The sequence below is a fragment of the Thalassospiraceae bacterium LMO-SO8 genome (genome assembly GCA_031655335.1).
Classification (GTDB): domain Bacteria; phylum Pseudomonadota; class Alphaproteobacteria; order Rhodospirillales; family Casp-alpha2; genus UBA1479.
Genome location: CP134226.1, coordinates 1,910,532 through 1,922,808 on the forward strand (window position 1 = coordinate 1,910,532; position 12,277 = coordinate 1,922,808).

10 protein-coding genes and 1 riboswitch are annotated in these 12,277 nt (G+C 65.5%); of the genes, 4 read left to right on the forward strand and 6 right to left on the reverse strand.

Going from position 1 to position 12,277, the window contains the following annotated elements:
• Positions 1–12 precede the first annotated feature (12 nt).
• Entirely contained in the window at positions 13–1,446 is a 1,434-nt protein-coding gene (gene tldD, locus RJ527_09280; protein WND77924.1) for a metalloprotease TldD, read from the reverse strand.
• A gap of 120 nt (positions 1,447–1,566) precedes the next feature.
• Between tldD and RJ527_09285 the strand changes: the two genes are divergently transcribed.
• Entirely contained in the window at positions 1,567–2,871 is a 1,305-nt protein-coding gene (locus RJ527_09285; GenBank protein ID WND78041.1) for a DUF3422 domain-containing protein, read from the forward strand.
• A 55-nt stretch (positions 2,872–2,926) separates the two neighbouring features.
• On the opposite strand, the gene RJ527_09290 is transcribed toward RJ527_09285, so the two are convergent.
• Entirely contained in the window at positions 2,927–3,268 is a 342-nt protein-coding gene (locus RJ527_09290) for a GFA family protein (protein ID WND77925.1), read from the reverse strand.
• A 217-nt stretch (positions 3,269–3,485) separates the two neighbouring features.
• A riboswitch (SAM riboswitch) is annotated at positions 3,486–3,563 on the forward strand.
• A 90-nt stretch (positions 3,564–3,653) separates the two neighbouring features.
• On the opposite strand from RJ527_09290, the gene metZ reads away from it, so the two are divergent.
• Positions 3,654–4,859, forward strand: coding sequence for an O-succinylhomoserine sulfhydrylase (metZ, locus tag RJ527_09295; protein ID WND77926.1), 1,206 nt, complete (start codon positions 3,654–3,656; stop codon positions 4,857–4,859).
• A 28-nt stretch (positions 4,860–4,887) separates the two neighbouring features.
• Here metZ and RJ527_09300 read toward each other — a convergent pair whose 3' ends face one another.
• From RJ527_09300 to RJ527_09315, 4 genes are all read right to left on the reverse strand, one after another.
• Entirely contained in the window at positions 4,888–5,310 is a 423-nt protein-coding gene (locus tag RJ527_09300; GenBank protein ID WND77927.1) for a rhodanese-like domain-containing protein, read from the reverse strand.
• 63 nt (positions 5,311–5,373) lie between these two features.
• Entirely contained in the window at positions 5,374–6,696 is a 1,323-nt protein-coding gene (locus RJ527_09305) for an FAD-dependent oxidoreductase (GenBank protein WND77928.1), read from the reverse strand.
• Positions 6,697–6,727: 31 nt separating this feature from the next.
• On the reverse strand, positions 6,728–7,750 hold the full coding sequence (locus RJ527_09310; GenBank protein WND77929.1) for a 2-oxoacid:ferredoxin oxidoreductase subunit beta: 1,023 nt from the start codon (positions 7,748–7,750) through the stop codon (positions 6,728–6,730).
• Between the two features lies 1 nt (position 7,751).
• The gene (locus RJ527_09315) at positions 7,752–9,626 is read right to left on the reverse strand and encodes a 2-oxoacid:acceptor oxidoreductase subunit alpha (protein WND77930.1); all 1,875 of its coding nucleotides are present in this window, start codon (positions 9,624–9,626) and stop codon (positions 7,752–7,754) included.
• Positions 9,627–9,897: 271 nt separating this feature from the next.
• Between RJ527_09315 and RJ527_09320 the strand changes: the two genes are divergently transcribed.
• Together RJ527_09320 and RJ527_09325 are read left to right on the forward strand one after the other, a co-directional pair.
• Complete coding sequence (locus RJ527_09320; protein WND77931.1) at positions 9,898–11,241, forward strand: metallopeptidase TldD-related protein; 1,344 nt, start codon at positions 9,898–9,900, stop codon at positions 11,239–11,241.
• 4 nt (positions 11,242–11,245) lie between these two features.
• Positions 11,246–12,277, forward strand: a complete 1,032-nt coding sequence (locus RJ527_09325; GenBank protein ID WND77932.1) for an NADP-dependent oxidoreductase — start codon at positions 11,246–11,248, stop codon at positions 12,275–12,277.

Here is a 12,277-nt window from a genome sequence, read left to right on the forward strand (position 1 = left end):
CGTGGCCTGAAATCAGGCCCCCGTGCCGCCCACCGTCAGCTGATTGACCAGCAGCGTCGGCTGGCCGACGCCCACGGGCACGCCCTGGCCGTCCTTGCCGCAGGTGCCGATGCCCGGGTCCATTTCCATGTCGTTGCCGACCATGCCGACGTGGTTCAGCACGTCCTTGCCGTCGCCGATCAGGGTTGCCCCTTTCAGGGGCCGGCCGATCTTGCCGTTCTCGATCTCGTAGGCTTCCGTGCAGGAGAACACGAACTTGCCCGACGTGATGTCGACCTGGCCGCCGCCGAAGGACACGGCGTAAACGCCTTTCTTCACGGAGGCGAGAATTTCCTTGGGGTCCTTGTCGCCGCCCAGCATGTAGGTGTTGGTCATGCGGGGCAGGGGCTGGTGGGCGTAGCTTTGGCGCCGCCCGTTGCCCGTGGGCGCCATGCCCATGAGCCGCGCGTTGGTGCGGTCCTGCATGTAGCCCTTGAGGATGCCGTCCTCGATCAGCACGGTGTTCTCGGCCGGCGTGCCCTCGTCGTCGATGGTCAGTGAGCCGCGCCGGTCCTGTATCGTGCCGTCGTCGACCACGGTGACGCCCTTGGCGGCCACGCGCTCGCCCATCAGGCCGGAAAACACCGACGTCTTCTTGCGGTTGAAGTCGCCTTCCAGCCCATGGCCGATGGCTTCGTGCAAAAGGATGCCGGGCCAGCCCGGACCGAGCACCACGGGCACCTCGCCCGCCGGGGCGGGAACGGATTGCAGATTGACCTCGGCCTGGCGGAAGGCCTCGTCGACCACGGCCTTCCAGCTGGCCGCGTCCATGTAGCGTTCGTAGGTCACGCGCCCGCCGACGCCGTAGCCGCCGGTTTCCATGCGCCCGTCCTGTTCCAGCACGACCGAGACGTTCATGCGCACCAGGGGGCGGATGTCGGCGACCCGATGGCCGCCCGAACGCAGAATCTGCACCGCCTGCCAGTTGCCGAGGATCGACGCCGAGACCTGGCGCACGCGGGCATCCTTGCCCCGGGCATAGGTGTCGATGGCGCGGAGCAGGTCGACCTTTTCCTGGAAATCGACGAGTGCCAAGGGATTGTCTTCCATGTACAGCGCCCGGTTGGTGCCGTTGGGGGCGGCGGCCAGGCTGCCCGTATGACCCCGGCGCACGGCCTTCACCGTTTCCCCGGCGCGGCCGATGGCGGCCTCCGACAGTTCCGAGGCGTGGGAATAGCCGGTGCTTTCGCCCGCGATGGCGCGCAGGCCGAAGCCCTGGGCGGTGTCGAAGCTGGCGGTCTTGATCTGCCCGTCGTCGAGCACCAGGCTTTCCGATTGCCGGTATTCCAGGAACAGTTCGCCGTCGTCCATGCCGGTCAGGGCATTGTCGAGCAGGCCCTGCACGCGGCCCCGGTCCATGCCGGTACGGTTGAAGAACAGGTCGTCGGTGGCGGCAAGATCGGTCATGGCATCCCTTAGGGTTAAACGGCGGGGCTAAGCGGCGGCGTTGAAATTTAATGGGCGCGAAACGCCCTTGTCCTGGTTATATAGGGGCCGTTGAAGGCATTTTCGAGTATACGGGTGACCATGTTCAAGGAACATCCCCTGCGCCGCGCCCTCGCGGAAGAAATTCATGCCCGCCCCCCGGCGGACCTGACGGCCCCCGTGCAGGTCTCGCATATCGCCCTGATTTCGGGCGAGGACGGCATGGCGCCCCACGTCGCCCATCTGGAAGCGCTCTGCAAGCACTTCCGGGTCTCCCCGCCGTCGGCGGACGCGACCCATTTTTCGGCCGAACTGGGCGAGATCGGCCTGAAGTGGGAACGCCATACGGAATTCTCCACCTTCACCATCATCCGCCCGGGCGCCTTCGCCCAGCCGTTCAAGGGCACGGCCGTGGATGGCCTGCCCAAGGACTGGCTGACGAACCTGCCGGGCCGGGTCATCGCCGCCTGCCACGTGGCGGTGGAAACGGGCCAGGGCAGCCACCGCACGCCCTCCGACCTGGCCGGTCTGTTCGACAACAACCCGTTGAACGGCTCCATCGTGTCCGGCGGCAACGCCTGGCTGTGGACGGATTTCCAGCTTCATGCGGACGGCTTCACCCGGTTTTTGTTCAACGTCGGCGAAATCACGCCGCCGACCCTGGGCCGCCTGATCCAGCGCATGCTGGAAATCGAGACCTACCGCATGATGGCCATGCTGGCCTTTCCGCTCGCCAAGGAATCGCGCCCGCGCCTGACCGCCGTGGAAACCAAGCTAGGCGGCATCATCGCGCGGCTCGGCACCCGCGAGGCGGTCGAGGACGAACGCCAGCTGCTCGACGATCTGTCGGCGCTGGCGGCCGAGACCGAGGCCGTCAACGTGGCGACCGCCTACCGCTTCGCCGCCGCCCGCGCCTATCACGAACTGATCAAGCGGCGCATGGCGTCGATGCGGGAAGAGCGCATGGAAGGCGTGCCGCCGGCCATGGACTTTCTCGACCGCCGCTTCGCGCCGGCCATGGAATCCTGCGAAAACCTGGCGACGCGGGTGGAAAGCCTGTCGGGGCGCATCTCGCGCGCGACCTCGCTGCTGCGGACCCGGGTCGACGTGGCGTTGGAAGCCCAGAACCGCGATCTCCTGGAATCCATGAACCGCCGCGCGCGGCTGCAACTGCGCCTGCAGGAAACGGTCGAGGGCCTGTCCGTCGTCGCCATCAGCTACTATCTGCTGTCGCTCATTTCCTACCTGGCCAAGGGGGCGAAGACGGCGGGCCTGTCGCATTTTGATCCCTATGTCGTCGTCCTGGCCGCCTTCGTGCCCGTGGTCGCCGGCATATGGTTCGGCGTTAAGCGCATGCGCCGGGTGATTTCAAAATCGGCGGACGGAAAGCCGACGCCGGACCTTTAACCGGCCGCAAACGGTATATTTACAGACGACGTTCGACCGTGCTGCGCAAGGCTGCTCAGTGCGCGGCCGCGAAATCCGCCAGCAGTTGCTCGAACTCCTCCGGCGGGGGGTATCCCGCGTAGCTGCGCCTTGCCGGCGTGTCGGCCCAGGGAAGTTTTTCCGCTGTCATGGTTTCGATGAACGGCTTGGTCCAGACGGGGTCTTGGAACAGGGTCGGACGGACATTGACCAGCGCGGGCAGGGTTGCGATCCGGGTGAACATCCAGGTTTTGCAGTCCGGACAGAAATAATGGTCCAGGTCGGGGCCTTGGATGCCGCCCTTGACCGGTGTGCCCTTGGTGACCTGAAAGGCCTCGGCCGGGAACATGGCGGATAGGGAGTAGGCGCTGGCGCTCATGCGTTGGCAGCCCCGGCAATGACAGGCCGAGGTCATTACGGCGGGGGCGGAAACGCTGAACGTGGTATTGCCGCAACGGCAGGCACCTGATAGCGGCGGTTGATCATCTGGCACGGTATGCTCCTTCGGTATGCTGGCAACATACCGTGCGCCGCCGCTCATGCCGAGACACTTGCTGGCCCCTTTGGCCCTTGACGTTTTCCGGGGCGGCTGTATTTTTCAGCTTCGTGGTGATTTGTTCGACCAGCTTGCGGCCACGTTAAAAATCCCGCTAAACGGTCTGTGGCGTTCTCGCCCTGACCCTTTGTTTTTTAGCGGTCGGGGTTTTTTATGGCCGGGCCGAACCTGTAATTCAGCCTGCCTGGAATAATGAAGAGAGCGTGAGATGACTGACGACAACAACAATCCCGAAACCTGGCGCCCGGCGACCCAGATGGTGCGCGGCGGCACCCTTCGTTCCAACTTCGAGGAAACGTCGGAGGCCATTTTCGCGACCTCGGGCTACGTCTACGCCTCGGCGGAACAGGCGGAACAGGCCTTCAAGGGCGAGGTCGATCGCTACATCTATTCGCGTTACGCCAATCCGACCGTGGTCATGTTCGAACGCCGCATGGCGCTTCTCGAAGGCGCCCAATTCGGCATGGCCTTCGGCAGCGGCATGGCCGCCATGTTCGCGTCGCTCGCCAGCTTCGTGAAGGCGGGCGACCGGGTGGTCGCGTCGCGGGCTCTGTTCGGGTCGTGCCTGTATGTGGTTCAGGACCTGCTGCCGAAATACGGGGTCGAGACGGTCCTGGTCGACGGCACGGACCTGGCGCAATGGGAAGCGGCCTTGTCCAAGCCGACCGTCGCCGTGTTCCTGGAAACGCCGTCCAACCCCTGTCTCGACATCATCGACGTCCAGGCCGTGGCCGACCTGACCCATAAGGCCGGCGGGCGGCTGATCGTCGACAACGTGTTCGCCACGCCGGTACTGCAAAAGCCGCTGACCCTGGGGGCCGACATCGTGATGTATTCGACCACCAAACATGTCGACGGTCAGGGCCGTTGCATGGGCGGGGCACTCCTGACCAACGACGAAGCCTATTACGCGGACCATCTGGTGCCCTGGATGCGCCACACCGGCCCGGCCATGAGCCCGTTCAACGCCTGGACCATGCTGAAGGGGCTGGAGACCATCAATATCCGCGTGCGCCAGCACTGCGCCAACGCGCGCGCCCTGGCTGAGTTTCTCGAAGACCAGGCGGGGATCGTCAAGGTGCTCTATCCGGAACTGAAATCCCATCCGCAGCACGATCTGGCCATGAAGCAGATGGCGGCGGGCTCGACCATGCTGTCGTTCGAACTGGCGGGCGGGAAGGCGGCGGCGTTCCGCTTCCTCAACGCCCTCAACCTGGTCGATATCTCCAACAACCTCGGCGACACCAAGTCGTTGACCACCCATCCAGCGACCACGACGCACCAGCGCCTGACGCCGGAAGACCGCGCGGCACTCGGCATCGGCGACGGGCTGATCCGGCTGTCGGTCGGGCTCGAGGATGTCGAGGATCTGAAGGAAGATTTGGCGCGGGGCCTGAAGGCGGCGAACGGCTGATCCGGTCAGAGGGCGGCCCGGGCCGGGGTTACTTCTGCACCCAGGGCAGGCCGTCGACTTTCCAGCCGCCCGTGGTGCCGCGGTGGTTGTCCGCGTCCTTGTCGCCCTCGAAGCCGGTCAGGATGTTGTAGGACTTGGCGTAGCCCGCCTGCGTCGCGGCCTTGGCGGCGGCGATGGAGCGCACGCCCGAGCGGCACAGGAACAGCACGGTCGCGTCCTTGTCGGCGACCTGATCCTCCAGGTCGTCCGTGAACTCGGGATTGACGTCACCCTTGGGAAACAGAACCCAGGAAATCATCCGCAGTTCCTTGCCCAGCGGCGACAGGTCCGGCAGGCCGACATAGGCCCATTCCGCATGGGTGCGCACGTCGACCAGCACGGCCTTGGGGTCCTTCTGAAGAAGCTCCCAGGCGTCCTTGGGCGTAATGTCTCCGGCGTATCCGTCCGTCATGGGTGTCGTTCCTGGTTCGCTCGGCCCGTTCCGAGACGCGGCCCATGTATCGCGCAGCCGGCCCTAGGCGTCCAGCACTTTCAACATTTCCGGGACGGTCACGAACTTCTCGCGCGGATTGCCGCTGCCTTCGGCGCGGGCGACCTCGGCGGCCTCGATCTTCTTCCAGTCGTCGAAGTTGACGACGCGCACGCCGCGTTCCTCAAGAACGGGGGCGAGGGCCGCGCGTCCCGGCTTGCCGCCGCCGTTTTCGGCGATGGCCTTGAAGTCCTGGCAGATGTATTCGGCGACGGTCACGCCGTCGGGCCGATTGGATGAAATCACCCCCGTGGGCCCGCGCTTGATCCAGCCGACGGCGTACAGCCCGTCATCGACCCGCCCGTCCCGGTTGGGAATGATGCCGGCCTTGTCGTCGAACGGCGCGCCCTCGATGGGGTCGGAGCGGTAGCCGATGGCGGCGATCACCAGGCCGCAGGGAATTTCGAACAATTCGCCCGTGCCTTCGGCGCGGCCGTCGACGACGCGGGTGCGCTCGAAACTCACGGCCTCGACCCGGTCGTCGCCCAGGATCGCCACCGGTTGGGCGAAGAATTCGAAATGGATGCGCTTGGGCTTGGCGTCCGGGTCGTTCGTCGCGTAGTCGCGCAGGTTCGCCAGATTGCGTTCCGCCAGGCGCTTGTCGCGCGGGTCCATGTCGTCGGGGACGCTGTCCGGTAGCTGTTCGGCGCGGGCCAGGGGCACCGCCCGTTCCAGCTCGCCCAGTTCGCGCAGTTCCACATTGGTGAACTTGGCGTCGAGCGGACCGCGCCGGCCGGTCAGGTAGACGTCGGTCAGGGGGGCGGTCTCGATCATCGCCATGGCATGGGCGGCGATGTCGGCGCCCGCCATGCCTTCGCGCGATCGCACCAGCACGCGGGCGCAATCCAGCGCCACGTTGCCGTTGCCGATGACGACGGCGGCCCGGATGTTGAGGTCCGGTTCCAGGTCGCGGAAATCGGGATGGCCGTTGTACCAGCCGACGAAGGCGGCGGAGCCGTGCACGCCGGCCTTGTCGGCGCCCGGGATGGTCAGCTTGCGGTCGCTGGGTGCCCCCACGGCCAACACCACGGCGTCGTACATCTCGCGCAGTTCGGCCAGGGAGACGTCCTTGTTGACCTCGACGTTGCCGAAATAGCGAACCTGTTCGAACAGGGCCGTCTGCTCGTACTTGCGCGCGACCTTCTTGGTGGTCTGATGGTCCGGCGCCACGCCGCCCCGGATCAGGCCGTAGGGTGTGGGCAGGCGTTCGATGATGTCGACCTGGACGTCGCAGCCGCCATTGACCAGAGCATCCGCCGTGTAGAAACCGGCGGGGCCCGACCCGATGATGGCGACGGTGATGGTCATCGGTCCTGGTTAACCCCTACCTGCGGTAAGGTCAATCCACCGTCCATGTCCGCCCGGCGCGCAGCAGCTTGTTGAAGTCGGGCTTTTCCGCCGGCGTGTGGCTGCGGACCAGGTCGCCGACCTCGTCGTCATAGCTTTGTCCCGGCGCCGAGTAGAGCACGCCGAGCGCCACCGGCAGGGCGGGCGGCTCCATATGGGCGAGCAGGGTGGCGATCATCCGGTTGGTTTCGTCATGGACCAGGATGTCGCTTTCGTTCACGCCGTTCTCGCCGATCACCACGGCTTCCAAAGATAGGGTCTGGGTGTTCAGGCGCAGACCTTTTTCCCCGTCCTTGCCGAAGGTCAGCGGCTTGCCGTGTTCGACATAAATCTGCCGGTCCGACGCCACGTCGCGGGCCGTGAAGTTTTCGAACACGCCGTCGTTGTAGACCTTGCAGTTCTGGAAAATCTCGACGAAGGACGTGCCCTTGTGGGCATGGGCGCGGGCCAATACGTCGGGCAGGTGTTTCTGGTTCGAATCGATGCCGCGCGCGACGAAGCGCGCCCCGGACCCGAGCGCGAACACGGTCGCCGAGGCCGGATTGTCCAGCGAGCCCCAGGGCGTGGAGGGCGAGCGCGTGCCCTGGCGCGAGGTCGGCGAATACTGCCCCTTGGTCAGGCCGTAGATTTCGTTGTTGAACAACAGGAACTGCAAATCGACGTTGCGGCGAAGCAGGTGGAACAGGTGGTTGCCGCCGATCGACAGGGCGTCGCCGTCGCCGGACACGACCCAGATATCCAATCCCGGATTGGCCAGCTTCAGGCCCGTGGCGAAGGCCGGGGCCCGGCCGTGGATGGTATGGAAGCCGTAGGTCTTCACGTAATAGGGAAAGCGCGCGGCGCAGCCGATGCCGGACACGAACACCGTGTTTTCAGGCCTGGCACCAATGTCGGCGAGCGTCTTCTGCACGCCCTTGAGGATGGCGTAGTCGCCGCAGCCGGGGCACCAGCGTACTTCCTGGTCCGTGGCGAAATCCTTGGGCGTCAGCTTCTCGGGCGGGGTGACGACGTTCATCTCAGTTCTCCAACCGGGCGCGGATCGCGTCCTCGATTTCGATGATCTTGAAGGGCTGGCCGGACACCTTGTTCAGGCCCTCGGCCGGGACCAGGTATTCGGCGCGCAGCACGTTGACGAGCTGCCCATGATTCATTTCCGGCACCAGCACCTGATCGAAGCCCTTCAGCAGGTCGCCCAGGTTTTCCGGGAACGGCCAGATGTGGCGGATGTGGATATGGCTGACGTCCAGGCCTTGCGTGCGCAGGTTGGCGACGGCGCGGCTGATCGGACCGTAGGTCGATCCCCAGCCGACGACGGCGAGCTTGCCCGACGTGGCGCCGTCCTCGACGCCCTGGGCCGGAATGTCGCGGGCGATGCCGTCGATCTTGGCGAACCGGGTGTCGGTCATCTTCTGGTGGTTGCCGGGATCGTAGGAAATGTTGCCGGAATCGTAATCGCGCTCGATCCCGCCGATGCGGTGTTCCAGCCCCGGCGTGCCCGGCACGGCCCAGACCCGGGCCAGGGTGTCGGCGTCGCGCATGAAGGGATGGAAGCCTTCCGGGTCGGTGCGGAAATTGACCGGGATCTTGGCGTAATCGTTGATGTCGGGGATGTTCCAGGGTTCGGCCGCGTTGCCGATGTAGCCGTCGGTCAGGATGAACACCGGCGTCATGTACTTGATGGCGATGCGCACGGCCTCGATCGCGACCTCGAAGCAGTCGGCGGGCGAGCGCGCGGCCAGCACGCAAAGGGGGCTGTCGGCGTTGCGGCCCAGAACGGCCTGATACAGGTCCGACTGTTCCGTCTTGGTCGGCATGCCGGTCGACGGCCCGGCGCGCTGCGAGTTGACGATGACCAGGGGCAGTTCCGTCGAAATGGCGAGACCGATGGCCTCGGTCTTCAGCGCGATGCCGGGGCCCGACGAGGAGGTGACGCCGAGCGATCCCCCGAACGACGCCCCGATGGCGGCGCAGGCGGCGGCGATCTCGTCCTCGGCCTGGAAGGTGACGACGTTGTGGTCGATCATCTTGGACAGGGAATGCAAAATCTGTGATGCCGGGGTGATGGGGTAGGACGCGAACACCATCTTGATGTCGGCCAGGTGCGTGCCCGCCGCCAGACCCCAGGCCAGGGCGTCGGCCCCGGTCACGGTGCGGTAGGTGCCGGGCGCGATGTCGGCGGCGTCGACGTGGAAGCCGTGGACGCCGTCGGGCAGTTCCATGGTTTCGGCAACCGTGTGCCCCGCGTCCATGGCGGCGACGTTGGCGGCGGCCACGTCCGGGCGCTTGCCGAACTTGGCGATCAACCAGTCGGCGGTCGGCTTGCGGTCGCGGCCGTACATCCAATAGACGAAGCCCAGCGTCCACATGTTCTTGCAGCGCAGCGCCTCCTGCTTGGACAAGCCCGTGTCCTTGACCGCTTCCATGGTCAGCTTGGAGATGTCCAGCGCGACCAGACGATAGCCGTCCAGGCTGCCGTCCTCGAGGGGGTTTTCCGTGTAGCCGGCCTTGCGCAGGTCGCGTTCGCCGAAGCTGCCCGTGTCGGCGATGATGATGCCGCCCTGCTTCAATCCTCCCAATTCCACCTTCAGCGCCGCCGGGTTCATGGCGATCAGCATGTCGAAGGCGTCCCCCGCGGTCTTGATCACGCGCGAGCCGAAATTGATCTGGAACGACGACACGCCGAAGGTCGTGCCGGCGGGGGCGCGGATTTCAGCGGGGAAATCGGGGAAGGTCGAAAGATCGTTGCCGGCGAAGGCGGTGGCCAGGGTGAACTGTCCGCCCGTCAACTGCATGCCGTCGCCGGAATCGCCGGCAAAGCGGACGACGGCGGATTCGACGGTTTCGCGGTGGGAAGGGACGGAAGATTTCTCGGCAAGTGCGGTGTTGGACATATGTTGGCGATCCATTGACGTTCAACCGGCGTTCATGGAAACGGCGGTTGCGATGTGGGCTCACGACCGGCGCCCGCCAGCCGTCGATGCCTTGAAGAACCGCCCTGCGAGGCCGTTACTTCATGATTGCAAATTATCTAGTGCACCCCATGGCGCAGAACAACCACAGTTTAAGTAGTGTTACAGTCCACGATTATCCTGGCCCCGGGACCCTTGCGGGCCATATTTAAGACCGGAACCCATCGCGCATCCACAACCAAGACGGAATATCATGACCGCCACAGGCAATATTATCGACCGGCTTCAATCACTTATCGGCAAGGCCGAGGCGCTGGGCGCCGACGCGGCGGACGCGGTATTCGTCCGTTCGGCGTCGCTGTCGCTGTCGCAGCGGCTGGGAAATCCCGAAGATTTGATGAGGTCGGAGGATAACGATCTGGGCCTTCGCGTGTTCGTCGGCAAGCGTCAGGCGGTGGTTTCGTCGTCGGATATGTCCGATTCGGCCCTTGATGAGCTGGCCGAGCGCGCCGTCGCCATGGCCCGCAACGTGCCCGAGGATGCCTTCTGCGGTCTTGCCGACCCGGACCAGTTGGCGACCGAACTTGCCGACATCGACGACTTCGATCCGTCCGAGCCCACGGCCGAGGATCTGATCGCGCTGGCCGCCCGGACCGAGGACGCGGCCCGCGCCGTGCCCGGCGTGACCAATTCGGAAGGGGCCAGCGCCAGTTGGAGTTCGAGCGAGATCGCGCTGGTGACCTCCACCGGCTTCGCGCAGACCCGGCAGGCGTCGCGCCACAGCATCGGCGTCTCGGTCCTGGCCGGCACGGGCACGGCGATGGAACGGGATTACGATTACGACACCAAGGTCTACGCCGCCGACCTCGCCGACGCCGAAGCGATCGGCCGCTCGGCCGGTGAAAAGACGGTCAGGCGTCTCAACCCGCGCAAGGTCTCAACCCAGCAGGCGCCGGTGATCTTCGATCCGCGCGTCGCCAACACCATCCCGGGGCATATGTCCTCGGCTATCAACGGGTCTTCCGTGGCGCGGGGCACGACGTTCCTCAAGGACGCCATGGGCACGCAGATTTTCGCCGACGGCGTGACCATCGTCGATGATCCGCACCGCCGCCGCGGTCTGCGCTCCAAACCGTTCGACGGCGAGGGCGTGGCGACGCGGCGCCTGAACGTGGTCGAGGACGGTCGCCTGACGACCTGGATTCTCGACTGCCGCTCCGCCCGGCAACTGAAGCTCGCGACCACGGGCCATGCGTCGCGCGGCACCTCGTCGCCGCCGTCGCCGTCGGCGTCGAACCTGTACATGGAGGCGGGCACCATTTCGCCGAAGGACCTGATCGGCGGGATCAAGCAGGGCCTTTACGTGACGGAGCTGATCGGCATGGGCGTGAACGGCGTGACCGGCGATTATTCGCGCGGCTGTTCCGGGTTCTGGATCGAGGACGGGGAACTGACATTCCCGGTCAGCGAATTGACCATCGCCGGTAATCTGAAGGACATGTTCAAGGCCGTCACCCCGGCCGATGATCTGGAATTCAAATACGGCACCAACGCGCCGACCCTGCGCATCGACGGCATGACCGTGGCCGGGAAATGACGGCATGACCACGACCACGAACCGCCAGATCATTTTCAAATCCCGGCCCGAGGGCTGGGTGACCTTGGACAACTTCGACGCCCGCGATACGGCGATGCCCGATGTCGGCGACGGCGACGTGCTGGTCCGCGCGATCTACATGTCACTCGACCCCTACATGCGGGGGCGCATGGATGCGAGCAAATCCTACGCCGCCAGCTTCCAGGTCGGCGCCCCGCTGCAAGCCCGCGTGATCGGCCGGGTCGCGGCCTCGAAAAACGCCGACTATCCGGAAGGCACCCTGGTGTTCGGCACGCTCGATTGGGCCGATGTCACCCTGGCGCCGGGCGGCAAGGGGCTGAAGAAGATCGATCCCGCCGCCGCCGACGTGCCGCTGACCTGGCACCTGGGGGCGCTGGGCATGCCGGGCATGACCGCCTGGGTCGGGCTCGGCTTCACCGACCCGAAACCGGGCGACACCCTGTTTGTTTCCGCCGCCTCCGGCGCCGTGGGACAGATCGTCGGCCAGATCGGCCGCCTGCGCGGCTGCCGCGTCGTCGGTACGGCGGGCACGGATGCCAAGGTGGCGTATCTTACGGACGACCTCGGCTTCGATGCGGCCTTTAATTACCGGACCGCCGGTGACGATGTGTTGGGTGCGCTTCAGGCTGCCGCCCCCGACGGCATCGACATCTATTTCGACAATGTCGGCGGACAGATCCTCGAAGCGGCCCTCGACGCCGCCAACCGGTTCGCCCGCTTCGTCGAATGCGGCATGATCTCGCAGTACAACCTGACCCGCGACGAAACCCCCGGCATCCGCAACATGACCCATGTCGTGCGCAAGGCGATCCGCATGCAGGGCTTCATCGTCTCCGACCACGCCGACCGGCGTGCCGAGTTCGACGCGGAGATGATCGATTGGTTGAAGGCAGGAAAGATCAAATACCGGATCGATGTGGCCGACGGCCTGGACGCCGCCCCCGCCGCCTTCATCGCCATGCTGAAGGGCGAGAACTTCGGCAAGCAGGTGGTGCGGATCAGCGCCGAGGACTGA

Excerpts from the sequence above, each read along its gene's own strand:
- tldD (WND77924.1), bottom strand. The coding sequence starts at position 1,446 with ATGACCGATCTTGCCGCCACCGACGACCTGTTCTTCAACCGTACCGGC.
- RJ527_09285 (WND78041.1), top strand. The coding sequence starts at position 1,567 with ATGTTCAAGGAACATCCCCTGCGCCGCGCCCTCGCGGAAGAAATTCAT.
- RJ527_09290 (WND77925.1), bottom strand. The coding sequence starts at position 3,268 with ATGAGCGCCAGCGCCTACTCCCTATCCGCCATGTTCCCGGCCGAGGCC.
- metZ (WND77926.1), top strand. The coding sequence starts at position 3,654 with ATGACTGACGACAACAACAATCCCGAAACCTGGCGCCCGGCGACCCAG.
- RJ527_09300 (WND77927.1), bottom strand. The coding sequence starts at position 5,310 with ATGACGGACGGATACGCCGGAGACATTACGCCCAAGGACGCCTGGGAG.
- RJ527_09305 (WND77928.1), bottom strand. The coding sequence starts at position 6,696 with ATGACCATCACCGTCGCCATCATCGGGTCGGGCCCCGCCGGTTTCTAC.
- RJ527_09310 (WND77929.1), bottom strand. The coding sequence starts at position 7,750 with ATGAACGTCGTCACCCCGCCCGAGAAGCTGACGCCCAAGGATTTCGCC.
- RJ527_09315 (WND77930.1), bottom strand. The coding sequence starts at position 9,626 with ATGTCCAACACCGCACTTGCCGAGAAATCTTCCGTCCCTTCCCACCGC.
- RJ527_09320 (WND77931.1), top strand. The coding sequence starts at position 9,898 with ATGACCGCCACAGGCAATATTATCGACCGGCTTCAATCACTTATCGGC.
- RJ527_09325 (WND77932.1), top strand. The coding sequence starts at position 11,246 with ATGACCACGACCACGAACCGCCAGATCATTTTCAAATCCCGGCCCGAG.